General features: G+C 59.1%; 20 protein-coding genes. 16 read left to right on the forward strand and 4 right to left on the reverse strand.

The genetic code is table 11. From position 1 onward, the window contains the following. Positions 1 to 85: 85 nt before the first annotated feature. The gene (gene queD / locus ACN0RV_RS16865; protein WP_417349407.1) at positions 86 to 448 is read right to left on the reverse strand and encodes a 6-carboxytetrahydropterin synthase QueD; all 363 of its coding nucleotides are present in this window, start codon (positions 446 to 448) and stop codon (positions 86 to 88) included. Between the two features lie 155 nt (positions 449 to 603). Between queD and ACN0RV_RS16870 the strand changes: the two genes are divergently transcribed. The 8 genes from ACN0RV_RS16870 (at position 604) to ACN0RV_RS16905 (ending at position 8051) form a co-directional block, all read left to right on the forward strand. Next, on the forward strand, positions 604 to 816 hold the full coding sequence (locus ACN0RV_RS16870; protein WP_417349409.1) for a hypothetical protein: 213 nt from the start codon (positions 604 to 606) through the stop codon (positions 814 to 816). Between the two features lie 35 nt (positions 817 to 851). Further along, complete coding sequence (locus ACN0RV_RS16875; RefSeq protein ID WP_417349411.1) at positions 852 to 1754, forward strand: bifunctional methionine sulfoxide reductase B/A protein; 903 nt, start codon at positions 852 to 854, stop codon at positions 1752 to 1754. Positions 1755 to 1801: 47 nt separating this feature from the next. Then, positions 1802 to 2350: a heme NO-binding domain-containing protein gene (locus ACN0RV_RS16880; protein ID WP_417349413.1), complete on the forward strand. Its 549-nt coding sequence runs from the start codon at positions 1802 to 1804 to the stop codon at positions 2348 to 2350. Then, entirely contained in the window at positions 2350 to 4008 is a 1659-nt protein-coding gene (locus ACN0RV_RS16885) for a response regulator (RefSeq protein ID WP_417349415.1), read from the forward strand. Before ACN0RV_RS16880 ends, ACN0RV_RS16885 begins: the two co-directional genes overlap by 1 nt. Positions 4009 to 4108: 100 nt before the next feature. Further along, positions 4109 to 4561, forward strand: a complete 453-nt coding sequence (locus ACN0RV_RS16890; RefSeq protein WP_417349417.1) for a DUF2780 domain-containing protein — start codon at positions 4109 to 4111, stop codon at positions 4559 to 4561. A gap of 191 nt (positions 4562 to 4752) precedes the next feature. Beyond that, a complete protein-coding gene (locus tag ACN0RV_RS16895; protein WP_417349419.1) occupies positions 4753 to 6822 on the forward strand; it encodes a methyl-accepting chemotaxis protein in 2070 nt (689 codons plus the stop codon). A 520-nt stretch (positions 6823 to 7342) separates the two neighbouring features. Continuing rightward, a complete protein-coding gene (locus ACN0RV_RS16900; RefSeq protein ID WP_417349421.1) occupies positions 7343 to 7507 on the forward strand; it encodes a hypothetical protein in 165 nt (54 codons plus the stop codon). An 88-nt stretch (positions 7508 to 7595) separates the two neighbouring features. Next, positions 7596 to 8051 (forward strand): low molecular weight protein-tyrosine-phosphatase, encoded by a 456-nt coding sequence (locus ACN0RV_RS16905; protein WP_417349423.1) that lies wholly within the window; start codon positions 7596 to 7598, stop codon positions 8049 to 8051. Between the two features lie 313 nt (positions 8052 to 8364). Here ACN0RV_RS16905 and ACN0RV_RS16910 read toward each other — a convergent pair whose 3' ends face one another. Both ACN0RV_RS16910 and rne read right to left on the reverse strand, forming a co-directional pair. Further along, positions 8365 to 9741, reverse strand: a complete 1377-nt coding sequence (locus ACN0RV_RS16910; protein ID WP_417349425.1) for a cytochrome C biosynthesis protein — start codon at positions 9739 to 9741, stop codon at positions 8365 to 8367. A gap of 227 nt (positions 9742 to 9968) precedes the next feature. Next, a complete protein-coding gene (rne, locus tag ACN0RV_RS16915; protein ID WP_417349427.1) occupies positions 9969 to 13391 on the reverse strand; it encodes a ribonuclease E in 3423 nt (1140 codons plus the stop codon). Between the two features lie 553 nt (positions 13392 to 13944). On the opposite strand from rne, the gene rluC reads away from it, so the two are divergent. Beyond that, a complete protein-coding gene (gene rluC / locus ACN0RV_RS16920) occupies positions 13945 to 14925 on the forward strand; it encodes a 23S rRNA pseudouridine(955/2504/2580) synthase RluC (RefSeq protein WP_417349429.1) in 981 nt (326 codons plus the stop codon). Then, positions 14922 to 15566, forward strand: a complete 645-nt coding sequence (locus tag ACN0RV_RS16925) for an HAD-IA family hydrolase (protein ID WP_417349431.1) — start codon at positions 14922 to 14924, stop codon at positions 15564 to 15566. Before rluC ends, ACN0RV_RS16925 begins: the two co-directional genes overlap by 4 nt. 146 nt (positions 15567 to 15712) lie before the next feature. Here ACN0RV_RS16925 and ACN0RV_RS16930 read toward each other — a convergent pair whose 3' ends face one another. Beyond that, a complete protein-coding gene (locus tag ACN0RV_RS16930) occupies positions 15713 to 17002 on the reverse strand; it encodes a citrate synthase (RefSeq protein WP_417349433.1) in 1290 nt (429 codons plus the stop codon). Between the two features lie 410 nt (positions 17003 to 17412). Between ACN0RV_RS16930 and sdhC the strand changes: the two genes are divergently transcribed. The 6 genes from sdhC (at position 17413) to odhB (ending at position 24827) form a co-directional block, all read left to right on the forward strand. Next, positions 17413 to 17787, forward strand: coding sequence for a succinate dehydrogenase cytochrome b556 subunit (sdhC, locus tag ACN0RV_RS16935; protein WP_417349435.1), 375 nt, complete (start codon positions 17413 to 17415; stop codon positions 17785 to 17787). Then, complete coding sequence (gene sdhD, locus ACN0RV_RS16940) at positions 17781 to 18128, forward strand: succinate dehydrogenase, hydrophobic membrane anchor protein (protein ID WP_417349437.1); 348 nt, start codon at positions 17781 to 17783, stop codon at positions 18126 to 18128. Before sdhC ends, sdhD begins: the two co-directional genes overlap by 7 nt. After that, positions 18129 to 19883: a succinate dehydrogenase flavoprotein subunit gene (sdhA, locus tag ACN0RV_RS16945; protein ID WP_417349438.1), complete on the forward strand. Its 1755-nt coding sequence runs from the start codon at positions 18129 to 18131 to the stop codon at positions 19881 to 19883. It abuts the gene before it with no gap. A 13-nt stretch (positions 19884 to 19896) separates the two neighbouring features. Then, the gene (locus ACN0RV_RS16950; protein WP_417349440.1) at positions 19897 to 20604 is read left to right on the forward strand and encodes a succinate dehydrogenase iron-sulfur subunit; all 708 of its coding nucleotides are present in this window, start codon (positions 19897 to 19899) and stop codon (positions 20602 to 20604) included. 192 nt (positions 20605 to 20796) lie between these two features. Beyond that, the gene (gene sucA / locus ACN0RV_RS16955) at positions 20797 to 23610 is read left to right on the forward strand and encodes a 2-oxoglutarate dehydrogenase E1 component (protein WP_417349442.1); all 2814 of its coding nucleotides are present in this window, start codon (positions 20797 to 20799) and stop codon (positions 23608 to 23610) included. Positions 23611 to 23630: 20 nt separating this feature from the next. After that, positions 23631 to 24827, forward strand: a complete 1197-nt coding sequence (odhB, locus tag ACN0RV_RS16960; RefSeq protein ID WP_417349444.1) for a 2-oxoglutarate dehydrogenase complex dihydrolipoyllysine-residue succinyltransferase — start codon at positions 23631 to 23633, stop codon at positions 24825 to 24827. Positions 24828 to 24842: the final 15 nt, after the last annotated feature.

Raw genomic sequence — 24842 nt, forward strand, 5'->3', positions numbered from 1 at the left:
CACCGAGAACACTTCGGCCAAGTCGATGTCAAAAACTGTCGGCAGGCCAAAGAAAAAGCAGCCAACTGGCTGCTTTTTTTGTGGGTTATTTTCCCCGGTAGCGGCAACCTGCGGTGCAGGTCTCCTTGATCTCCACCATGGAGAGCTCCGGAAGAGTGGGCTTGAGCTCCTCCCAGATCCAGCGGGCCAAAACCTCGCTGGTGGGGTTCTCAAGCCCGGGGATATCATTCAGGTAGTGGTGATCCAGGCGATCATAGATGGGCTTAAAGGCCGCTTTCAGATCGCCGAAGTCCATGATCCAGCCGGTGTGGGCGTCCACTTCTCCCTGGATATAGATCCTGGCCAGGAAAGAATGACCATGCAGCCTGCCACATTTATGGCCCTCGGGCACATGGGGCAGCCTATGGGCCGCTTCAAAGTAGAACTCTTTGTAGATCTCTGTTGACATAATGGACTCCTAAAATTGCGGGCGGAAGTTTGGCACGGAGGTGGCGGTGATGCAACCGTAGTCAGTACGGGCCTTGAGATGGTGCCCAGATGACCAACTTTGACGTACTATGTCTGAGGGTCAGTGACGACCAAAACTGGAAAAGGAAAACTGCTATGCGACTTGGATTTTTGGGATTATGCGGAGTGTTGTTGCTCAGTGGTTGTGGAGAACCTGAAGCCTCCTGGGTGCACGATACTAAGGACAGCCAGGCCTTTATGGCCGATCGGGACAGGTGTAACAGCCGTACTGATGACAGTCAGGCCAATTTCAACGACCGCTTTGCCACCTGTATGAAATCTGCCGGCTGGCGCCTGGAATCCCATTAGGGTGTGTTGATCTTTGCCGAATCTAAGGAGAGTCTATGCCCAAGCGTCCACTAACTCCTGATGAACAGCAGGTACTCCACCACAAGGGAACCGAGCCCCCCTTCAGTGGCCGGTTCCTCAATCACAGCAGCGACGGTCACTATCTGTGTCGCGATTGTGGAGCACGCCTGTATCACAGCGACGGAAAGTTTGACGCCGGGTGCGGCTGGCCGGCGTTCGAAGTTCCGGTGGCGGGGGCGGTGACCGAGCAGGTGGATGCCGATGGCCGCCGCACCGAGATACTGTGCAGCGCCTGTGGTGGTCATCTGGGCCATGTGTTTCGAGGAGAAAGGCTGACTCCGGCCAACGAGCGTCACTGCGTCAACTCCCTGAGTCTGGCCTTCGAGCCTCAGCAGGCGCCAGGCAGCGATACTCTCACCCTTGGTGGAGGCTGTTTCTGGTGCATTGAGGCGGTATTTCGCCGGGTCAAAGGGGTAACCTCGGTCCTGAGCGGATACGCCGGTGGTCAGGGCGACAACCCCAGTTATCAGGCGGTGTGCAGCGGCAGTACCGGGCACGCCGAGGTGGTGCGCATCAACTACGATCCCGCCCTGGTGGATCTGGATTCTCTGCTGGAACTGTTTTTTGCCGCCCACGATCCCACCACCTTGAATCGTCAGGGCGCGGATGTGGGGAGCCAGTACCGCTCTATCGTACTGTGCAACGGCATGGCGCAGCGGCGGGGGGTTGAGGCCTTTATCAGCCGCCTGGAGGCATCCGGCCTGTTCTCCTCACCCATAGTGACCGAAATTGCCGATGACGCGCCCTTCTATGTCGCCGAGGAGGGGCATCAGGAGTATTACGAGCGTCATGGTGGGCAGCCCTACTGCCAGGTGGTGATCTCCCCTAAAGTTGCCTCTATTTATCAGCGTTTTGCAGATAGGCTTAAGGAAGAGTAATGGTCTAAGCTTATCCTCAGACTCCTTCTCCATGCCAGGGAGGCAAAATGCAAGGTATTATTTTTACGGAGTTTTTGGATCTTGTTGATAACACCTTCGGCCCGGACGTTACCGAAGTCATGTTGGAACGAGTCTCTCCTGCCAGCGGAGGGGCTTACACCCGGGTCGGCAACTACGATCACCAGGAGATGGTTCAGCTGGTGGCGACCCTGTCCGATCTCGTTGGCAAGCCTGTCCCTGACCTGCTCTACACCTATGGCTATCACCTTTTCCCCAGGCTGCTGACCCTCTATCCCGAGCGTTTGGCACAGTGCCATGAAAGTTTTGAGTTTCTTCAGGTGGTGGAGAATGAGATTCACACCCAGGTGAAGAAGATCCATGCCCACGCCGAGGTGCCCACCTTTGAATTTCCCCACACCGAGGACGGTTACATGGAAGTGATCTACAACTCCGAGCGGGGGTTGGCCGACATCGCCCATGGCCTGATTGCCCACTGCTGTGATCACTTCAAGGAGCAGGTCAGGATCGACATGGAGGATCTCAGTGAGGAGCGCAAGACGCGAGTGGCTTTCCGGTTGACCAAGCAGGTGAACTGATGTCCGACATCTGGCTGAAACGCTATCAGAGAGAGCGCCTGGCCAGAGAGGAGGCGGAGGCGCTGCTGGAGAGTAAGAGCCTGGAGCTCTACCAGGCCAATCAGCGGCTGGAAGCGGTGAACCAGCAGCAGGCCGGGGAGATCCGCCTGCGTCAACGCTATGATACCTACCTGCTTGGCGTCAGCCGTGAGTTGCTGGCCTGCAATGTTGTTGCGCCCTTTGATGCCATCCGAGAATGTCTCAACCGCCTGGGGTTACTCCTGGATGCCCAATGGGTGGGGCTGGAGTGGGGCCGAGGCCGGACCCTGGGGTGGCCCAGTCTGTATAACGGCCCCTGGCCCAAGCGTCAGAGTGGTCCTCTTGTCAGCGGTGAGGCGATGCTCAGGGAGTCTGGCTATCTCTGTGGTCATCAGTCGGTGGACGTCGGGGTGCGCCTGGTGGTGCTGTTTGAGCGGGAACTGCCTTGGCAGGAGACTCAGCAATCTCTGCTGCGGGATCTGTGCTCTTTGCTCAACGCCTTCTATGACAACTGGTTGGCCTTTACCCAACTGAAGCTGGCGGAGCAGGAGACCCACAGGATGTCCAACCTTCGCTCCCGGTTCCTGGCGATGGTGACCCATGAGCTGCGCACCCCAATGAATGGCGTGCTGGGCTGTGCCGACCTGCTGGCCTCCACCGATCTGGAGAGTGAGCAGCGTCAGTTGCTCAGGGTCCTGACGCAATCCGGTCAGAGCTTGTTGGCACTCATCAACGATGTGCTCGACTACAACAAGATCGACTCAGATCAGTTCTGCCTGAATGACAAAGCCACCGACCTGCACCAGCTGTGTCGCGACACCCTGGAGATTGTCCGGCCCATGGCGGCGGATAAGGGGTTGGAATTGGATTATCGGCTGGAGGGCAGGCTGCCAGAGCTGGTCAAACTGGACCCCAGCCGCTATCGCCAGGTGCTGCTCAACCTGTTGGGTAACGCCATCAACCATACCGAGTCCGGGAGCGTGGTACTCGGCCTTAAGGGGGCGGTATCGGAGAAGGGGACCGAGGTCATCACCTCGGTGACCGACAGCGGCCCCGGAATCAACGCCGACTTCATGGGCCAGTTGTTTGAGCCTTTTTCACAGCAGAAGGGCGAGAGCAACGGCACCGGCCTCGGGCTCTCCATCAGCCAGAAGCTGGTGAGGCGACTTGGCGGCGAGCTGCAGGTGGAGAGTCATCTCGGGGAGGGCAGCCGATTCCACTTCACCCTGGTGCTGGAGAGCTGCAAGCTGCAGAGCGCTGAGCGGGAGCAGAAGCCTGTCCACAAGAGTGGCAACATCCTGGTGGCCGAGGACACCAAGGCCAATCAACTGGTGGTGCGGATGATGCTGGAGCGCCAGGGGTGTCGGGTGACCATAGTGGAAAACGGTAAGGAGGCGCTGCAGCAGGCCAGTACCCAGCCCTTTGACCTGATCCTGATGGACTGCAGCATGCCGGAGATGGACGGCTACTCCGCCACCGAAGCGCTGCGTCGCAGAGGGTGTCGGATGCCGATACTGGCATTGACCGCCACCACCACCGCCGAGGCCCATCGCATGTGCCTGGATGCCGGTATGGATGCGGTGCTGCATAAGCCGATCCACAGGGAAGCCCTGGTGAATGCCCTGAATCAGTGGCTGTGATCTGCGCCCGGTCAGCCCGTGAGTCTTCTACCTCCAAATAGGCAGTGGCCGGGGTAGCTCTGGTCTATGCTTGATGGACATTGGCCATCTGGAGTCTCCCATGCTGAAGCTGTTTGCCCCCCTGTTGCTCTCTCTGCTCTGTGTTTCCGCGCCGGTACAGGCGATGGATGACCTTCTGGGTCTGGTGACTTCCCAACTGGGGGTGTCCCAGGAACAGGCCAGTGGTGGAATAGGTGCCCTGTTGGCGACCGCCGAGCCCAACCTGGCGCCAGAAACCCTGAGTCAGCTGTCCCAGGTGTTGCCTGAGATGGACGGCCTGGTGCAGATGGGCGGGGATTTGCTGGCCAAAATGGGGGAGGGCAACGGAACGGCCGGTTTGCTCGGAACCGTGCTGGGGCAGAGTGGCGGTGCCCTGATGGGATTGAATGACGCTTTTGCCTCCTTGGGGCTGTCGCCGGAGATGGTGGCCAGTTTCAGCCAGATACTGCTCGACTATGTTAATCAGCAGGGGGGAGAGGGGCTGATGCAACAACTGCAGAGTGCGCTGCTCTGACTGGTAAAACTCACAGAATTTTCAGTGTGATCTTCCTAGCATAACCTGGAGTGGCGGCGGCTAAAATTTATTCGGCAGCCCCCCAAAACAGGAGAGCCTCCACAACTGGTGAAAATCCTTTTTTCAGATATTGAAATATTGTCTCCAGCTTTATTAGATATGGCTTAAATAAAGGTCGGCTGGAGCCCCTGATGACCCTCACCATTCGCTGGAAATTGGCCATTCTTATTGCCGGAGTGCTGCTGGCTGTCAGCAGTTTCTTCGGTGCCAACCTCTATTGGATCGAATCCAAGGTGCTCGACCAGCAACAACAGCAGGTCTCTGCCCGGGTTGAGGGGCTGATACGGGATAACCTGGCTGGGCAGGTGGAGACCCTGGTTCGGGGAGTGGGGGTGGCTTACCGGGCCACAGAGGAGCAGCAGATTCGACAGGCGCTGGCCAAAGAACTGATCTCGGTGCGTGACTCGGTGGCAAGGATGTATGAGAACAACCTGACCGACGATGAGATGATGCTGCTTTACACCTTCATCAATGAGTATCGCTGGGGAGAGGGGCGTTACCTCTTTGCCTACGATGCAGAGACCCTGGCCAATGAAGCCTCGGGAAATGGTGAAGTGGCGGTGGGGAACTCCAGGGATGCCCAGGATGAGAAGGGCAATTTCTACGCCCGAGACATCGTGGGCTCCGCCCGCAGCAGTGACATCGGTTTCGCCAGTTATTTCTTTACCAACCCGGCCACCGGCCTGGTGGAGGAGAAACTCTCCGCCTCCTTCTACTTTGAACCCCTGAACCTGGTCATCGGCACAGGGGAGTACCTGAGTACCCTCAAGACCTCAGCCAGGGAATCGGTACTGACGGCGGTGGCAGAATCCAGATTTGGGGAGTTTGGCTATTTCTGGATCCAGGACCGTCAGGGGCAGATTCTCGCCCATCCGGACCCGGCTCTGGTGGGGACGATGACCCCGGCGACCCAGGCGGTGACCGAGGCACTGGCCAGTCGCAAAGAAACGGTGCTTAAGACCCTGGAGCCTAACCCCTCGACCGGTGAACGAGCGTCGCGCATCACCTATGCCCGGGCGGTATTTCCCCGTTGGGACTGGATCATCGTCACCGGCGCCTTTGAGCAGGAGGTGACTGACATCGAGCAGGGGCTGAGCGGGGCAATGGCTGAGCTGTTCAGTGCCGAGGTGCTGAAGAGCATCAGCTATTCTCTGGTACTTCTGGTGCTGACCATGGGACTGTCGGTATTCCTGCTCAATAAGATTATCGCTGAGATGCGCGATCTTCAGGCCAGAATCGAAAACCTGTGTACCGGAGACGCGGATCTGACCGCCAGGCTGGAGGTGAAGACCGAGGATGAGCTTGGGGCGATTCGTAAGGCGTTTAATCAGTTTGTGGAGAACTTGCAGGGGATGATGCTGGAGGTGAAGCAGACCAGTGACCACATCACCCTGTCCCTGGCGGAGCTGGACAACCAGACCCAGCGCAACAGCCTGGCACTGGAGCGTCATGCCAGGGAGACCTCCCTGGCGGCCACGGCCATTACCCAGGTCAGTGCCAGTGCCGACACCGTTGCCGAGGGAGCCGCGGATACCTCCGCCATGACCCACTCGGCCACAGGTCAGGCCCAGGAGTCGCGCACTACGGTCAAACAGGCCTCGGACAGCGTCAGGGCGCTGATCGGCGAGATGGAACAGGCGGCGGGCGGCATAGATTCCATGAACCGGGATACCCAGAAGATCGCCTCGGTGCTGGGGGTGATAGGCGAGATCGCCGAGCAGACCAACCTGCTGGCCCTCAACGCGGCCATTGAAGCGGCCAGAGCCGGGGAGCAGGGACGAGGGTTCGCCGTGGTGGCCGACGAGGTACGCAACCTGGCTTCCCGTACCCAGGGCAGTACCGCCGAGATCAATCAGATCATCAGCCAACTGACTCAGAGTGCCGGCGATGCGGTCGCCATGGTCCACAACACCCGAAGCAGTTGCACCCTGGTGGCGGAAAACACCGAGCGGGTGACTGACAGTCTGGAGCTGATGGGCAGTGCCATTGGCGACATCGATCAGCTCAGTGGCCGCATCGATCAGGCGGCGCGCCAGCAGAGCGCCGTCAGTGAAGAGATCAGCAAGAACGTTCACTCCCTCCAGTCCATGGCCATGGAGCTCAGTGATAATGGCGAAAAGGTGGCCAACAGCGCCCGCAGCCTGGCTGCCGCCAATCAGCAGCTGAGTGGCCTGGTGGACAGATTCAAATTGCAACCCTGACCCTGGAGCCTGGGGGTGTCTGACTTCGGTTGGACACCCCCTTTTTCCCTAGGCTTATCAGTTAACTAGAGGCAAGCTGCCAACAGCCACAGACAAGGCAGACTATACTTTAAAGGCAGGCTCCATAGTAAAGGGGGTTGCCCAGGCGAGTTGGTCAGCCTCCTCCTCCGCCTTCTCTGTCAAAGGAGGTACCCATGGACTGGTATTTCATCTCTCATGTGTTATTCACCCAGGATGTGCTGGGTCAGTTGCTGCTGATTGTGCCCATTGTGGCTTTCATCTACTGGACCGCAACCCGGACCTGAAACAGGTCAGCACCCCCCCTGCATGCCATTCTGCTCCCGAGTTGGACTGGCAAGGACAGGCGTGAACAAAAATTAGGCGGAAATGCCTAAAATTTCAGATTACCCTCTAAGTACAAAGGATTGGGTCTGAGCAGCAGGTCGACAACAAGCCGGTTTCAAGCGGTTTGGTGAAAGCCCCTGTTGCCAGGCAAGTCATCGATACTGGAGAGGTGGTCATGTCTGTATCTTCAACTCTTGTTACCGCAATCATCCATTTTATCCTGACGTTGATGTTTGTTGTGGCCCTGGCCCTGGGGTGGGTGTGGCTGGTTCGTTGGCGCTTTGATGTGCCCGAGCAGATCACCGATGAGGAGATCGACGCGGATCTGCATTTTCATTGAGTCGGCTGAGGCTGGCCGAGTGCTCGCCGTCCCTCACGGGTTCTGTTAGGCTGGGCCCGTTATTGCAGATTCGACTTAGATTGGCCTTATGAATTACAAGACTGTTTCCTCTGTACTTTTTGTCTGCCTCGGCAACATTTGCCGCTCGCCGTCGGCGGAGGCGGTGTTTCGTCACCGGTTTGAGTCCGCCGGCCTGCCACTGATGCTGGACTCTGCCGGGACCGATGCCTACCACGCCGGAGAGCAGCCGGACAGGCGCTCCGCCGCCGCCGGGCGTCAGCGAGGCTATAACTTTTCCGGGATGCGGGCGCGGCGGGTCACCGATGAGGATTTTGAGCAGTTCGATCTGATTCTGGCTGCCGATGGCAGTAACTTGCTGGACCTCAAGTCACGTTGTCCGGATCACCTGGCGTACAAGCTGGATATGATCGTGGAATCCGGGGAGGTGCCCGACCCCTATTATGGTGGCAGCGATGGCTTCGAGCTGGTGCTCGACCTGCTGGAGCAGGCGGCGGACCGCTGGATAGAGCGTTTGGCGCGTTAGGCCCGCCAGCGACAAGGAATGAAAAAGCCGGCTCAATCAGCCGGCTTTTTCTTGTCTGCAAGCCTTAGGGCGTGCTTATCTTTGCTGGTTAGATTTTGGCCGATAATGGCGGCAAGCAATCAAGGAGTTCGATTGTAGGCATAGTGGTTCTACGTCAAAATCGAACGACGCCGAGTGGTTGTCGCCAGGCCGGCCCCGGAGGGCGCGGCGAACTAACCAGTTATAAACCCAGCTTGAGCAATCTCCGGCTAACTTGGTTCTATCGCAGGCAAACACGTTAGCGCAAAAATATTCAGCAAAGGTCAGCATGCCCTTACGCCTGTTTGCGCTCCCAGCGGCGCTTGATGGGCACGACGATGGCGGTGACCACTATGGCAGCCAGAATCATGCCGATGGCCACTACGGGACTCTGAAGTGCATTGGGGTTGATCGCCAGGGTGCCGCCCAGAGAGAGCATCATCACGCCGGACATCAGCTTCAGGGTCTGGCCCTCCTTCTCGGTCAGCTTGCGCTTGCCCATGGTCAGGGCGAATACGGTCACAATGGCTGCCAGAGGGATCACATACACCACGTTGTACATCACCAGGTACATGTAACGGGTGCTCTCAGCCATGTCGTGCATGGAGAGCACGCTGGTGTAGATCATCGGGAAACCGGCGGTGCACAGCAGTTCGTAGGCATTGGCCAGAATCGCCAGCACGGTGGAGCCGACGATCATTGCCGCCAGGCTGGAGGCGCTGGAGAGCTTGCCCATACGTTTGATCAGGCCTGTTCGGTTCTCTGCCGACATGGAGAGGGAGATCTCTCCCCGTTGCAGGAAGAACTCTTTGACGTTGATGATACCGGCGACAATGGCCAGCATCCCCGCAGCCAGGATGATCCAGCCGCCATCGGAGCCGTCGCCCAGCAGTTGGAACAGGTTGAGCCAGGCGGTCATGAACAGGAAGTAGATCAGGCCTGAGAAGAACACGAAGATGCCGCCCACAATCAGCATGCGGCCCCGGCTCTTGGCGTTCACCATCACACTCAGCAGGAACAGCAGAACAAAGAAGGCGCAGGGGTTGAAAGCGTCCACACCGGCCAACACCACGGTCAGGGCGGGCAGGGAAAGCTTCTCAGGGTTGACCACCCCGATAAAGGGCAGCTCCACGGGCTGTACCGCGGGTGCATTCATATCGGTGATGCCGCAGGTGCCGTCGTCACTGTCGCCACACTGGGCCCCCAGGTCCAGAGGCGCGTCCATGTCGATGCTGTCGCTGGCCACAGGGGCGATGCCGCTGAGGTTGCCCCCCAGGCGTTGGTAACAGGCGCGCAACTGGTTCTCCAGGAACTGTCCGGTGGTCTGTTCGCTGGTGTAGCCCACAATGGGTGTGCCGCATACCGCCATAAAGGGTACCGAGGTGGGCTCGGTCCCGGTCAGCTTGGCCACCTTCTGCCAGTGGGCGCGAGTGCCTGCATCCTGTACCTTGTAATCCTTGAGATCAATCCAGGGATACTGAGCCAGCAGCTTGTCCTCGATGAAGGGGTGCGCTTCGGCGCAGTGCGGGCAGGTTTCAGACCAGAAGAAGTAGAGGGTGACTCTGGGTTCGCCAGCACTGTCATGGGTAAACCAGTCCGCATCGGCGGCTTGGCTCAAAGGGGAGAGGAAAATAAGTAGCAGACCCAACAACAGGCCTCTGATGGGATTCATCAAGAATCACTCCTAAAACCGATTAACTACCTTCTTAGTATTCACTCTAATGGTCCAAGTTCAGTGCTCGTAAAGGATTTTTATCAGGATGTTATCCACGGCACATTTTGGCCTTCATTCCCGATAAAAAACTGCAAAGGCGCGCAAATTCAGGGCCGAGATAAAGGTTAAAGCCGGGGCATAAAAAAACCGGCAGACTGGGCTGCCGGTTTTTCTGGTCGCTGCGCTTACTCTGCGTCGGTCGGCTTGGTCGTGCCGGCGTTGGAGGAGAAGCGGTAGCGGCTCTGAGCAAAATCGTTAGGCTTGGCTTCCACCTTAGCCTCTTCACTCTTAGGTACGACCACAGGCTCAAACTCCGGAACCTCTACCTCTGGGGTGGCGGCTTGGGAGAACGCGGCCTTGGCAAAGCGGCTGCCAGCAGCCTTAGGCTCGGCGGCTTTGGCTTCCACAGCCTTGGGCTCGGCGGCCTTGGCTTCCACTACCTTAGGTTCGGCGGCTTTGGCTTCCACAGCCTTGGGCTCGGCGGCCTTGGCTTCCACCGCCTTGGGCTCGGCGGCCTTGGCTTCTGCGGCCTTGGCTTCCACCGCCTTGGGCGCTTCGGCTTTGGCTTCTGCCTTGGGGGCTTCGGCTTTGGCTTCTGCCTTGGGCGCTTCGGCTTTGGCTTCTACTGCCTTGGGGGCTTCGGCTTTGGCTTCTACCGCCTTGGGGGCTTCGGCTTTGGCTTCTACCGCCTTGGGCGCTTCGGCTTTGGCTTCTACCGCCTTGGGGGCTTCGGCTTTGGCTTCTACCGCCTTGGGTTCGGCGGCATCGCTGCTCTTGGCTTCACCCTTGTCCGATTTTGGCTTGCGGCTGCGAGGCTGACGGCTGCGGCGAGGCTTAGGCGTTTCCGCTTTCTCCTCAGAGTCAGTTTGAGGGGCATCTGCCTGAGCGTCGAACATCTCCAGCTGGGTCTCTTCCGCCATCTCGGTGGCTTCAGGGTAGCGGGCGGTCACAGGATCTTTCTGCGCTTCCGCTTCCAGGTCGGCAGAGTCCGCTTCGCCTTCACCATTGTCATCATCGCGCTTGCGACGACGGCGCTGGCCGGCGGCACGCAGGTGACGTGGGCTGCGACGGCTGCGGCGGTTGTTTTCACGCTCGCCCTCTTCGCCGTTCTCGCCGTTTTCACCCTCGGCAGCCTGAGTCTCCTCGGCCTTGGCCTCCATGCTCTCCTGAGCCTTGGGCATGGCGTCGGCTTTGGTTTCCACTGGGGCTTCGGTGGCAGTGACTTCAGCAATCTGAGTCTCAACGGCCTTTGGTGCTTCCTCGGCAACAGGGGCGGTCTCTTCAGCCTTGGCAGCTGGGGCGCTGTCGCGGCCCTCTGCGCTCAGGCGAACAGATTTGTCCATCTTGCGGCGTTGACGACGCTCCTTCACCACTTCGCGCTCACGCTTCTCCTGCTTTGGAGACTCCTGAGTTTCAGCGGCTACTCCGGCTTCGGCGGCGTCGGGTTCCAGATCCTTGCGACGACGGCGCTGGCGGGTCGGCTGCTCCTGCTTCTCTTCAGAGCGGGCCTGTTGCTCGGACTGACGACGCTCCTGCCGCTCTTGAGACTTTTGCTCGTCGCGACGGTCATCACGGCGACGGCGGTCTTTACGCTCGCCGCGCTCCGGACGCTCGCCACGCTCCTGGCGTTCGCCGCGTTCCTGGCGTTCGCCACGCTCCTGGCGTTCGCCACGCTCTTTGCGCTCGCCACGCTCTTTGCGTTCGCCACGCTCTTTGCGGTCGCCACGCTCTTTACGGTCGCCACGCTCTTTACGGTCGCCACGCTCTTTGCGGTCACCGCGCTCGCCACGACGACGGTCGTTACGACGGCGGTCGCCGCGCTTACCGTCACGGGATTCCCTCTTCTCTTCCTGCTTAGGCTGCTCCTCTTCGCCGCCGAACAGGGACTTGAGGGCGCTGGCCAGCTTGGTCAGCAAAGAGGGCTTCTCCTCCTCAACCTTGGACTTATTATCCTTCTTAGGCTGAGGTTTGGCTTTCTCCTGCTTCACCTTGGATTGCAGCTTCAGCTCTTCAGGCTTAGGCGCCTCCATGGCACGGATGGCAGGACGGTCAGCAATCTTCTTCTCCAGTTTGCGCGGCTCATAGAGTACCGGCTCTGGCGCTTCAGCAATGGTGTAGCTGGCTTCGGTGATGGTGTCATCCTTACGGTGACGTGCCACGGTGTAGTGTGGGGTCTCCATGTGCGGATGAGGAATCACGTACACCTCAACCTTGTGACGCTCCTCGATGATGCGAATCGCTTTGCGCTTTTCGTTCAGCAGGAAGGCGGCCACGTCGGTGGGCACCTGGGCTTCGATCTGGGCGGTGTTGTCCTTGATCGCTTCCTCTTCCATCAGGCGAAGGATGGACAGAGCCAGGGACTCGGTGCCACGCACCACACCCTGTCCGCTACAGCGGGGGCAGATGTGTGCCGAGGACTCACCCAGGGAGGGGCGCAGGCGCTGACGGGACATCTCCATCAGGCCGAAGCGGGAGATGCGGCCGATCTGGACGCGGGCCCGGTCCTGACGTACGGCGTCACGCAGGCGGTTTTCCACTTCACGCTGATGGCGCACAGGGCCCATGTCGATAAAGTCGATAACCACCAGGCCGCCCAAGTCGCGCAGACGCAGCTGGCGGGCGATCTCATCGGCGGCTTCCAGGTTGGTCTGCAGCGCGGTCTCTTCGATATCGCCACCCTTGGTTGCACGGGCGGAGTTGATGTCGATGGCGGTCAGCGCTTCGGTGGGGTCGATAACGATGGAACCGCCAGAGGGCAGGCGCACTTCACGCTGGAAGGCAGACTCAATCTGGCTTTCGATCTGGTAGTGGGTAAACAGCGGCACTTCGGCCTTGTACTGTTTGACGCGGCTGACGTAGTCGGGGCGCACCAGGTTGATGTGCTGGACCGCTTCGTCGTAGATGCGGGGGTGATCCACCAGGATTTCACCGATGTCACGGCGCAGGTAGTCGCGAATGGCGCGCACAATCACGTTGCTTTCCTGGTGAATCAGGAAAGGTGCGGCACGGGATTGGGAGACCTCCTGGATCTTGTCCCAGTGGTTCAGCAGTACCTTGAGATCCCACTCCAGCTCTTCGGCGGCTTTGCCGACGCCGGCGGTGCGAACAATAAGGCCCATGCCCTGGGGCACGGTCAGCTGGCTCAGGGCATCCTTGAGTTCGGTGCGCTCATCGCCTTCGATACGGCGGGAGATACCACCGGCACGAGGGTTGTTGGGCATCAGAACCAGGTAGCTACCGGCCAGGCTGATGAAGGTGGTCAGGGCGGCGCCCTTGCTGCCACGCTCCTCTTTGTCCACCTGAACGATCACTTCCTGACCCTCTTTAATCACCTCTTTGATGTTGGGGCGACCTTGGAAGGAGTAACCTTCAGGGAAGTACTCGCGGGCGATCTCTTTCAGGGGAAGGAAGCCGTGACGCTCTGAGCCGTAGTCCACGAAGGCGGCTTCCAGAGAGGGCTCTACGCGGGTGATTTTACCCTTGTAGATGTTGGCTTTTTTCTGCTCGTGACCTGGTGCTTCAATATCCAGGTCGTATAAACGTTGCCCATCAACCAGGGCAACACGCAACTCTTCGGATTGAGTTGCGTTGATCAACATTCTTTTCATTTTGGGTGGTCCAATTTTCCATTGGTCACCGCTTTCAGGTCGAGCGTCGGCTGCACCGGCGCCCCAGAATCAATTTTTAGGCAGTCTCACGACTGGTTGACCGGGGCTTTGCCCATCAACACATCAGGTTACTTGGGGGGTTGGCTGCGGGCACGCCGCAGATGCTCTGTCTCAACCCCGGTTCACTTTGCTGTGCAGCTTACAACTGCTGCCGCAGCGCCATGGGGCGTTGCGGCCGAAATTCTATCCCGGTACGTCACCGGACGGAGGACCTGAAACGGTTTCCGATTTTGCATTCCTGTTTAGGGGGTCAACTGCTCGGTTGGAGGTTCGTGCCGGTCCTATGGCAGGAGAGAGTTCCTCACTGTCCCGGACCTGGCATCGAAGGTCTTATCTATAAAAACCGATAGCAGGACCAAATCTGTGCAGACGCGCTAAAAATTCAACTTTTAGTCAAGCTGCAACGGCAAGAATATAGCAACTTACGCCTCTTGCGGCAATCAACATTCTCCATATTGTCCGCCTGAGTGCGAATAGGTGTACAATGGCGCCCATGACTGATTCATCACAGAGTAATTCACCCAAGGTGCAATGGGTGACCGTGGAGCCCGACTACGAGGGCCAGCGGATTGATAACTTTTTGCGCACTTTCCTCAAAGGGGTTCCTAAAAGTCTTATTTATCGACTGCTTCGCAAAGGTGAGGTCCGGGTCAACAAGAAACGGATCAAGCCCGAGTACAAGTTGCAGGCCGGTGACCAGCTGCGGATCGCCCCCATTCGTGTTTCTGAAAAGTCTCAGCAGGACAACCTGCCCTCGGCCAAGCTCACCAAGGTGGCTCAGCTGGAGGAGTGCATCGTCTATGAGGACAAGCTGATCCTGGTGATCAACAAGCCCTCCGGCATTGCGGTGCACGGTGGCAGCGGGGTGAACTTCGGCGTCATCGAGGCCCTGCGTGCCCTCAGGCCCAAGGAGAAGAACCTGGAGCTGGTGCATCGGCTGGACCGGGCCACCTCAGGCCTGCTGATGCTGGCCAAGCGACGCAGCGCCCTGAAGCATATGCAGGACCAGCTGCGCAGCAAGACCATGAAGAAGCAGTACCTGGCGTTGGTGAAGGGCAAATGGCAGGACAGAGACCGTGTTGTCAATGAGCCCCTGCTGAAGAACACCCTCAATTCCGGTGAGCGCATGGTGCGGGTCAGCGGCGACGGCAAGCCGTCAGAGACCCGCTTCCGGGTGCTGGAGCGTTTTGGCTCCGACGCCACCCTGGTGGAGGCCAGCCCCATTACCGGCCGTACCCACCAGATCCGGGTGCACACCCAGTGCAAGGGCCACCCCATAGCCTGTGACGACCGCTACGGTGACGATAGCTTCGACCGTACCATGAAGGGCAGGGGGCTCAATCGCCTGTTCCTGCACGCTCACAAGCTGCGCTTCCTCCATCCGGGGGAGGAGGTCACCATGGAGCTGGAGGCGCCTCTGGAGCCCAAGCTGCAGAAGCTGATTAAGCAGATGAAGACTGAGGGGGCCGCATGAGCCACTGTGACCTGGTGATCTTCGACTGGGACGGCACCCTGATGGATTCGGTGGACCGCATCGTCGACAGCTGGCAGCGTGCCTGCGCCGAGCTGTCCATGGCGGTGAACTCTGCCGACTCGGTCCGCTCCATCATTGGCCTCTCCATCGAGTCTGCCATCGACACCCTGGTGCCGGAGATGGCGCCAGAGCGGGTGGAGCCCTTTATCCAGGCCTATCGCAGCTGGTACCTGGAGCGCTCCGATGTGCCCACTCCTCTGTTTGATGGCGCCGAAGCGCTGCTGCATGAACTCAAGGGGCAGGGGTATCAGTTGGCGGTGGCCACAGGTAAGGGACGCCAGGGCCTGGAGAGGGTGCTGGACGTGTCTGGACTGCGTCCGCTGTTCGACGCCAGCCGGACCCCCAGCGAGGCGGCCTCCAAGCCTCACCCCGACATGATCCTGCAGCTGTGCGGCGAGCTGAACTGCCAGCCGGGCAGGGCGGTGATGGTGGGCGATGCCCTGTTTGATCTGGAGATGGCCAACCGGGCCGGCGCCATCGGCGTGGGGGTGTCTTACGGGGCGGGCTCTGTCGATGTTCTTCGCTCCGCCTCGCCGAAGGGGATCATTCATCACCCCATGGAGCTGCTTGAGCTGCTCTGAATCGGTCAAAAAGGGAGTTGGCGCAAAGATATTGTGGGTATTTTTCGATTGAGGCAATCGATTCCACCGACAGAAACGACCCGCTGACGGCCTGTCAGGCATAAAAAAACCCGGAACCTGGTTCCGGGTTTTTCTGTTTTTGGCCGTTAGTCTCTGTCAGACAGTTCGGCGTAATCGCGCTTTTCGGCACCTGTGTAGAGCTGGCGAGGACGGCCAATCTTGTGGCCTGGCTGGCTCAGCATCTCCTGCCAGTGGGCAATCCAGCCCACAGTACGGGACAGGGCGAAGATTACGGTGAACATGGAGGTCGGAATACCAATGGCCTTCATGATGATGCCGGAGTAGAAGTCGACATTGGGGTAGAGCTTCTTCTCGACGAAGTAGGGGTCTTCCAGCGCAATGCGCTCCAGCTCCATGGCCACATCCAGCAGTGGATCGTTGATGTCCAGCTCTTTCAGAACCTCGTGGCAGGTCTCGCGCATCACGGTGGCACGGGGATCGAAGTTCTTGTACACCCGGTGGCCAAAGCCCATCAGGCGGAACGGGTCTTCCTTGTCCTTGGCACGGGCGATGAACTCTGGGATGCGGTCAACGGTACCGATCTCGGCCAGCATCTCCAGGCAGGCTTCGTTGGCGCCACCGTGGGCGGGGCCCCACAGGGAGGCCACACCGGCCGACACACAGGCAAAGGGGTTGGCACCGGAGGAGCCGGCCAGTCGCACCGTGGAGGTGGAGGCGTTCTGCTCGTGGTCCGCATGCAGAATGAAGATGCGGTCCATGGCGCGCTCCACCACGGGGTTCACCGTGTAATCTTCACAGGGCACAGAGAACATCATGTGCAGGAAGTTGCCGGCGAAGGAGAGGTCGTTGCGTGGATACACGAATGGCTGGCCAAGGTTGAACTTGTAGGCCATGGCCGCCAGGGTCGGCATCTTGGAGATCAGGCGGTAGGCGCAGATCTCACGGTGTTTGGGGTCGTTCACATCCAGGGAGTCGTGGTAGAAGGCGGACAGAGCGCCAACCACACCACAAAGAATCGCCATGGGGTGGGCATCGCGACGGAAACCTTTAAAGAAGGTGGAGATCTGTTCGTGGACCATGGTGTGGTAGGTCACTGTTTTCTCGAACTTCTCCAGCTGCGCCTTGCTGGGCAGCTCACCGAACAGCAATAGATAGCAGACTTCTATATAACTGGAGCGGGTCGCCAGTTGGTCGATGGGGTAGCCGCGGTGCAGCAGCACGCCCTTGGCGCCATCGATGTAAGTGATCGCAGACTCACAGGAAGCGGTGGCCATGAAGCCCGGGTCAAAAGTGAAGTACCCATGCTTGCCCAGAGAGCTGATGTCGATTACATCATGGCCTGCGGTGCCCTGTTTGATAGGCAGTTCCACCGCTTCCTGGCCTGGAACCTGAAGTGTGGCTTTAGATTCAGCCATACCGTGTTCTCCTTACTACATTCTTGTTATCTATCCGTAACGTCCGTCCCATTTTAAGAGACAGTAATCACAAAAATCAATTGCCTGGTCGGATGTTTAATCGAAATTGCTTCACTTTCATGCACTTTTGGACGCTATTCACAGCTCACTGTCGGTTCGGATGGATCTGTGTGGCAAATCTCAGAAATTGGCAAAATGTGATGTTTGTAATCAAAAACAGCGCTATGTATACTGGGCGCGGGCCGCTGAAAAGAGGCAGTAGAGCGGTGAGGTCATGGGGAATTTTCCAGCAATCACTCGGCTAAAATATTGCCTATTTTCTGTTTAAAACGCCTACCTAGGAGTAGGGACGGATGTCCCAATTTCGGTGGAAATAACAAAAAGTGCTCAATGGAGCTGAGTGAGCAGCTGTGAATAAGCAAAGACCTGTGTACCTGGATTTGAGTCAGATCCAGTTTCCCGCCACGGCGATTGCGTCGATTTTGCATCGCGTCAGTGGTGTCATCACCTTCGTCGCCCTCGCCATCCTGCTATGGCTACTGGCCACGTCCCTGAGCGGTGCTCAAGGATTTGCCCAGGTTCAATCCTACTTCCAGACGTTCTTCGTCAAATTCATCGTATGGGGAATCCTCACCGCACTGGCGTATCATGCCATCGGCGGCATTCGTCACCTGTTCCAGGACCTGGGACACTTTGAAGAGATGGAGTCCGGTAACGCGTCCGCCAAGGCCAGCTTTGCCATTACTCTGGTGGTATCCGTTCTGGCAGGAGCCTGGTTATGGTAAAGAATGCCGCGACATTTGGACGCAGCGGCGTCCAGGATTTCGTTCTGATTCGAGCCAGCGCATTGGTGATGCTGGCCTACGTTCTGTTTCTGGTGGGTTACCTGGTGACCTCCCCCTCACTGACGTTTGACACCTGGCAGGGGCTGTTTGCTTCTGTGGGCATGAAAGTTTTCACCCTTTTGGCGCTGTTCAGCGTATTGATTCACGGGTGGATCGGTATGTGGCAGGTGGCCACCGACTACATCAAGCCCGCCAAGCTTCGTGCTTTTGTCCTGTTTGCGATCAACGTTGTCCTGTTGGCCTATCTGGCCACCGGTGTTGTTATTCTGTGGGGTGTGTAAGTGAGTATTCCAGTACGCGAATTTGACGCTATCGTCATTGGTGCCGGCGGCGCAGGTATGCGCGCAGCACTGCAGATTTCTCAGGAGGGCAAATCCTGTGCCCTGCTGTCCAAAGTATTCCCGACCCGTTCCCACACCGTGTCCGCCCAGGGCGGCATCACGGTCGCCCTGGGCAATGCCCACGAAGACAACTGGGAATGGCACATGTACGACACCGTCAAGGGCTCCGACTACATCGGAGACCAGGACGCCATTGAATATATGTGTAAGACCGGCCCTGAGGCCATCATCGAGATGGAGAACATGGGCCTGCCTTTCAGTCGTTTCGACAACGGCAAGGTGTATCAGCGCCCCTTCGGCGGCCAGTCCAAGAACTTCGGCGGTGAGCAGGCGGCCCGGACCGCAGCCGCGGCCGACCGTACCGGCCACGCCCTGTTGCACTGTCTGTATCAGCAGAACGTCAAGAATAAGACCGAAGTCTACTCCGAGTGGTACGCCCTGGATCTGGTGAAGAACCAGGATGGTGCCGTGGTGGGTGCCACCGCCATCGACATCGAAACCGGTGAGATTGTGTTCTTCAAGGCCAAGGCCACCGTGCTGGCCACCGGCGGCGCCGGTCGCATCTATGCCTCCACCACCAACGCCCACATCAACACCGGAGACGGTGTCGGCATGGCCCTGCGCGCCGGTGTTCCGGTTCAGGACATGGAGATGTGGCAGTTCCACCCCACCGGCATCGCCGGCGCCGGGGTACTGGTGACCGAAGGGTGTCGTGGTGAAGGTGGCTACCTGCTGAATAAGGATGGCGAACGCTTCATGGAGCGTTACGCCCCCAACGCCAAGGATCTGGCCGGACGTGACGTGGTGGCCCGCTCCATCATGACTGAGATCCGCGAGGGTCGAGGCTGTGACGGCCCCTGGGGTCCCCACGCCAAGCTGAAGCTGGACCACCTGGGTGAAGAGGTACTCGAGTCCCGTCTGCCGGGCATCTGCGAACTGTCCCGTACCTTTGCCCACGTTGACCCGGTGAAGGAGCCGATTCCGGTGATCCCAACCTGTCACTATATGATGGGTGGCGTGCCCACCAACGTGAACGGACAGGTGATTGGCATGGGTGACAAGCCGGTTCAGGGTCTGTTTGCGGTCGGTGAGATCGCCTGTGTATCGGTACACGGCGCCAACCGTCTGGGCGGCAACTCTCTGCTGGATCTGGTGGTATTTGGCCGCGCGGCCGGTAAGCACCTGGGTGAAACCCTGGCTGCTCAGACCGAAGCCCGCGATGCGTCCGAGTCTGACATCGACGCCTCCCTGGCTCGCTTCAATCGCTGGGAGAATAACCAGAGCGGCGAGGATCCAAACCAGATTCGCAAGGACCTGCAGAACTGCATGCAGCTCAACTTCTCCGTATTCCGCCAGGGCGACGCCATGGCGGAAGGCCTCAAGGAACTCAAGACCATCAAGGCCCGCCTGGAGAACGCCAAGCTCGACGATCGCTCCAAGGCGTTCAACACCAACCGCATCGAGTGCCTGGAACTGGACAACCTGATGGAGACCGCGCTGGCCACCGCCGAGGCGGCCAACTTCCGCACCGAGAGTCGCGGCGCCCACTCCCGTGAAGATTTCACCGAGCGGGATGACGGCAACTGGCTGTGCCACTCCCTGTATGATCCCATCACAGGTGAGATGTCCAAGCGCGATGTGAACATGACGCCCAAGCTGCGGGAAGCCTTCCCGCCCAAGAAGCGTACCTACTAAGGAGTGACAGGGAATGAGTTTGCAAGTTTCTGTCTACCGCTATAACCCGGAGACTGACGCCAAGCCCAGCATGCAGGATTACACCCTGGACCTGCCTGAAGGCAAGGACATGATGGTGCTGGATGTGCTGATGATGCTCAAGGAGCAGGATCCCGGCCTGACCTTCCGCCGCTCCTGCCGTGAAGGCGTGTGCGGCTCCGACGGCCTGAACATGAACGGCAAGAACGGCCTGGCCTGTATCACCCCCATCTCCGCCTTCAACGGCAAGAAGCTGGTGATTCGTCCGCTGCCCGGCATGCCGGTGATTCGCGACCTGGTGGTGGATCTCAGCCTGTTCTACAAGCAGTACGAGAAGGTGAAGCCCTACCTTATCAATGACGATAAGAACCCGGGCCGTGAGCACCTGCAATCCCCCGAAGAGCGTGAGAAGCTCGATGGACTGTATGAGTGCATCCTGTGCGCCTGCTGCTCCACATCCTGCCCCTCGTTCTGGTGGAATCCGGACAAGTTTGTCGGCCCCGCCGGCCTGTTGCACGCCTACCGCTTCCTGGTGGACAGCCGCGACACCGCCACCGACGAGCGCCTGGCAGAGCTGGATGACGCCTTCAGCGTGTTCCGCTGCCACGGCATCATGAACTGCGTGAATGTTTGCCCCAAGGGTCTGAACCCCACCAAGGCGATCGGCCACATCAAGTCAATGTTGCTGCAACGGGCGGTGTAGTTATGCAACGCGTTGTTTATCGTTGTATTTAATATCAAGGTCACCTCTTCGGCTGCGAAGTGCGTGACCTTTTTGTATAGTGCTCTAACGCCCCGAGTCGATAAATTACGACTAAAGGGCAGTGGTAAAAACAATAACAATGCCTTAGAAAGGCAACAGGTATAACCAGGCTTGGTTGATAAAGGAATACAGATGCAACAAGGCTCACTGCAGGACTGGCTGGACAGCTCCCATCTAGCCGGTGCCAACGCAAGTTACATCGAAGAGCTGTACGAACTCTACCTGGACGAACCAGAAGAGGTATCGCAACAGTGGCGTGAGATCTTCGACCGGTTGCCCACCAACGGAGCGGGCCAGGAGGCGAATCACCGTCGCATCCAGGACTACTTCCGTCAGGTAGCCATGGAGCAGACCAGTTCGGTGAAGACAGCCGTCGACCCAGAACTGACCGCAAAGCAGGTTAAAGTCCTGCAGATCATCAACGCATACCGCTTCCGTGGCCATCAGGCCGCCGACCTGGATCCCCTGGGTCTGTGGAAGCGCGACCCTGTCCCCGAACTGACCCCAGAATTCCACGGTCTCACCGACACCGATATGGAGCGCGAATTCAATATCGGCTCCTACGCGTCGGCCAGCGGTGACACCATGAAGCTGTCCAAGTTGCTGGACGCCCTCAAGGCCACCTACTGTGGGTCCATCGGCGCCGAGTACATGCACATCACCTCCACCGAGGAGAAGCGATGGGTTCAGCAGCGCCTGGAGCCCACCTCCGGCAAAGCCAGCTTCGACAGCGAACACAAAAAACGGATCCTAAGCGGCCTCAATGCCGCCGAAGGCCTGGAGAAATACCTGGGGGCCAAGTTCCCCGGGGCCAAGCGTTTCTCCCTGGAGGGCGGTGATGCCCTGATCCCCATGATGCGCGAGCTTATCTACCGCGCCGGTCACCACGACACCAAAGAGGTGGTGGTGGGCATGGCGCACCGTGGTCGCCTCAACGTGCTGGTGAACGTACTGGGCAAGAAGCCCCAGAACCTGTTCGACGAGTTCGCCGGCAAGCACGACGAGACCCTGGGCAGTGGTGACGTGAAGTACCACCAGGGCTTCTCCTCCGACTTCGCCACCCCGGATGGCAATGTCCACCTGGCCCTGGCCTTCAACCCCTCTCACCTTGAGATCGTCAATCCGGTGGTGATGGGCTCGGTGCGCGCCCGTATGGACCGCCTGGGTTGTGAGAATGGTCAGAAGGTGATGCCGGTGACCATCCATGGCGACTCTGCCATTGCCGGTCAGGGTGTGGTGCAGGAAACCTTCAACATGTCCAAGACCCGCGGCTTCAGCGTAGGCGGCAGTGTGCGGGTGGTGGTCAACAATCAGGTGGGCTTTACCACCTCCAATCCGGAAGATACCCGCTCCACCGAGTACTGTACCGACATCGCCAAGATGGTGCAGGCGCCCATCTTCCACGTGAATGCCGACGATCCGGAAGCGGTGGCTTTCGTGGCCCAGCTGGCGGTGGATTACCGACAAGAGTTTGGCCGCGACGTGGTGATTGACCTTATCTGCTACCGTCGACACGGTCACAATGAGGCGGATGAGCCCAATGCCACCCAGCCTCTGATGTACCAGAAGATCAAGAAGCACCCGACGCCACGCAAGGTGTACGCCGACCGCCTCATCGACAGCCAGGTGATGAGCCCGGAAGAGGTCACCGAGCAGATCAACGCCTACCGTGAACTGCTGGACCAGGGTGAGTGTGTGGTGCCCGAGTGGCGCACCATGGAAGCCCACTCTGTCGACTGGAGTCCCTTCCTGGGCCACGACTGGGATTCTGAGTACCAGTCCCAGGTGCCCATGCCGGAACTGACCGAACTGGCCAAGGCCATTTGTGATGTGCCCGAGTCCCACAAGCTGCAATCCCGGGTGGCCAAGACCTACAAGGATCGCCAGCTGATGGCGGCCGGTGAGAAGCCACTGGATTGGGGTATGGCCGAGACTCTGGCTTACGCCACCCTGCTGGACAAAGGTACCCGAATCCGCCTGACCGGTCAGGATTCAGGCCGGGGCACCTTCTTCCACCGCCACGCGGTGCTGCACAATCAGGACGATGCCACCACCTACATGCCTCTGCGCCACCTGCGCGATGGTCAGGGCACCATTGAGATCTACGACTCGGTGCTCTCCGAAGAGGCGGTGCTGGCGTTCGAATATGGCTACGCCACCGCCGAACCGGCCACCCTGACCATGTGGGAAGCCCAGTTTGGTGACTTCGCCAACGGCGCCCAGGTGGTGATTGACCAGTTCTTAAGCTCAGGTGAGCAGAAGTGGGGCCGCCTGTGTGGCCTGACCATGCTGCTGCCACACGGCTATGAGGGCCAGGGACCGGAGCACTCCTCCGCCCGACTGGAGCGATTCCTGCAGATGTGCGCCGACCACAACATGCAGGTGTGTGTGCCCTCGACGCCGGCCCAGGTGTATCACATGCTGCGCCGCCAGAGCGTGCGCCCCATGCGCCGTCCATTGGTGGTGATGTCGCCCAAGTCTCTGCTGCGTCACCCACTGGCGGTGAGCGACCTGGAGGAGCTGGCCAACGGCACCTTCCAGAACGTCATCGGCGAACTGGACGAGCTGGATCCCAAGGCGGTGAACCGGGTGGTGTTCTGCTCCGGCAAGGTCTACTTCGACCTGCTGGAGAAGCGCCGTCGCAATGAGATTACCGACGTGGCCCTGGTTCGGGTCGAGCAGCTCTATCCCTTCCCCCATGAGGAGATGGCCAGGGTGCTCGAAGCCTATCAGCACGTGACCGATTTCGTCTGGTGCCAGGAGGAACCCCAGAACCAGGGGGCCTGGTACTCCAGTCAGCACCATTTCTGGCAGGCGATCCCCTCCGGGGCGAACCTGACTTACGCGGGCCGTCAGGCGTCCGCGGCACCGGCGGTGGGGTACCCCTCTGTCCATAACAAACAACAACAGGCGCTGGTGAATGCCGCCCTGAATATTGAAGAATAATTGCACAAGGAAAGGTTCAGATGAGCATCGAAATTAAAGTCCCCGTACTGCCAGAGTCAGTCGCCGATGCCTCCATTGCCACATGGCACGTCCAGCCCGGTGAAAGCGTCAGCCGCGACCAGAACCTGGTGGATATCGAAACCGACAAAGTGGTACTGGAAGTGGTGGCGCCGGAAGACGGCACCATAAGCGAGATCATTCACGCCGAGGGTGACACCGTCCTGGCGGAGCAGGTGATCGCCATGTTCAAGGCTGGCGCCGCGCCCGGTGCCGAGGTGACCAAAGAGGAAGCCCAGGCCAAGGCAGAAGCCCCCGCAGTCGAAGAGGCCGACGCCAATGATGCGCTCAGCCCATCAGTGCGTCGCCTGATTGCCGAGCACAACCTGGACGCCGCCCAGATCAAGGGCACCGGCGTTGGCGGGCGCATCTCCAAAGAGGATGTGGAAGCCTTCCTCAAATCCAAGCCTGCCGCCACGCCGGCTGCTGCTGCCGCTGCCCCTGCGGTTGAGCTCAATGGCCGCACCGACAAGCGGGTGCCCATGACCCGCCTGCGTAAGCGCATCGCCGAGCGTCTGCTGGATGCCAAGAACTCCACCGCCATGCTGACCACCTTCAACGAGGTCAACATGAAGCCTATTATGGAGCTGCGCAAACAGTACCAGGACATCTTCGAGAAGCGTCACGGCATCCGCCTGGGCTTCATGTCCTTCTATGTGAAGGCGGTGGTGGAAGCCCTGAAGCGCTACCCCCAGGTGAACGCCTCCCTGGACGGCGACGACATGGTCTACCACAACTACTTCGACATCAGCATCGCCGTGTCCACCCCACGAGGCCTGGTGACCCCGGTTCTGCGTGACGCCGATAAGCTGTCCGTGGCCGAGATCGAGAAGGGCATCAAGGAACTGGCCATCAAGGGCCGCGACGGCAAGCTGACCGTCGAGGAGCTCTCCGGCGGCAACTTCACCATCACCAACGGTGGGGTGTTTGGCTCGCTGATGTCCACCCCCATCATCAACCCGCCTCAGAGCGCCATCCTGGGGATGCACGCCATCAAGGATCGTCCCATGGCGGTCAATGGTCAGGTTGAGATCCTGCCGATGATGTACCTGGCGCTGTCCTATGACCACCGCGTCATCGACGGCAAGGAGTCCGTGGGCTTCCTGGTGACCATCAAGGAGTTGCTGGAAGATCCGACGCGCCTGCTGTTGGACATCTAATACCAAAATGCGACC

Source organism: Ferrimonas sp. (genome assembly GCF_048263965.1).
Classification (GTDB): domain Bacteria; phylum Pseudomonadota; class Gammaproteobacteria; order Enterobacterales; family Shewanellaceae; genus Ferrimonas.

Bases quoted from the DNA above. Each gene is read 5' to 3' on its own strand.
- sdhD (WP_417349437.1), top strand. From the start codon at position 17,781: ATGGTAAAGAATGCCGCGACATTTGGACGCAGCGGCGTCCAGGATTTC.
- rne (WP_417349427.1), bottom strand. From the start codon at position 13,391: ATGAAAAGAATGTTGATCAACGCAACTCAATCCGAAGAGTTGCGTGTT.
- ACN0RV_RS16875 (WP_417349411.1), top strand. From the start codon at position 852: ATGCCCAAGCGTCCACTAACTCCTGATGAACAGCAGGTACTCCACCAC.
- ACN0RV_RS16890 (WP_417349417.1), top strand. From the start codon at position 4,109: ATGCTGAAGCTGTTTGCCCCCCTGTTGCTCTCTCTGCTCTGTGTTTCC.
- ACN0RV_RS16895 (WP_417349419.1), top strand. From the start codon at position 4,753: ATGACCCTCACCATTCGCTGGAAATTGGCCATTCTTATTGCCGGAGTG.
- ACN0RV_RS16870 (WP_417349409.1), top strand. From the start codon at position 604: ATGCGACTTGGATTTTTGGGATTATGCGGAGTGTTGTTGCTCAGTGGT.
- ACN0RV_RS16930 (WP_417349433.1), bottom strand. From the start codon at position 17,002: ATGGCTGAATCTAAAGCCACACTTCAGGTTCCAGGCCAGGAAGCGGTG.
- odhB (WP_417349444.1), top strand. From the start codon at position 23,631: ATGAGCATCGAAATTAAAGTCCCCGTACTGCCAGAGTCAGTCGCCGAT.
- ACN0RV_RS16885 (WP_417349415.1), top strand. From the start codon at position 2,350: ATGTCCGACATCTGGCTGAAACGCTATCAGAGAGAGCGCCTGGCCAGA.
- ACN0RV_RS16950 (WP_417349440.1), top strand. From the start codon at position 19,897: ATGAGTTTGCAAGTTTCTGTCTACCGCTATAACCCGGAGACTGACGCC.
- ACN0RV_RS16900 (WP_417349421.1), top strand. From the start codon at position 7,343: ATGTCTGTATCTTCAACTCTTGTTACCGCAATCATCCATTTTATCCTG.
- ACN0RV_RS16905 (WP_417349423.1), top strand. From the start codon at position 7,596: ATGAATTACAAGACTGTTTCCTCTGTACTTTTTGTCTGCCTCGGCAAC.
- ACN0RV_RS16880 (WP_417349413.1), top strand. From the start codon at position 1,802: ATGCAAGGTATTATTTTTACGGAGTTTTTGGATCTTGTTGATAACACC.
- sucA (WP_417349442.1), top strand. From the start codon at position 20,797: ATGCAACAAGGCTCACTGCAGGACTGGCTGGACAGCTCCCATCTAGCC.
- rluC (WP_417349429.1), top strand. From the start codon at position 13,945: ATGACTGATTCATCACAGAGTAATTCACCCAAGGTGCAATGGGTGACC.
- queD (WP_417349407.1), bottom strand. From the start codon at position 448: ATGTCAACAGAGATCTACAAAGAGTTCTACTTTGAAGCGGCCCATAGG.
- ACN0RV_RS16910 (WP_417349425.1), bottom strand. From the start codon at position 9,741: ATGAATCCCATCAGAGGCCTGTTGTTGGGTCTGCTACTTATTTTCCTC.
- ACN0RV_RS16925 (WP_417349431.1), top strand. From the start codon at position 14,922: ATGAGCCACTGTGACCTGGTGATCTTCGACTGGGACGGCACCCTGATG.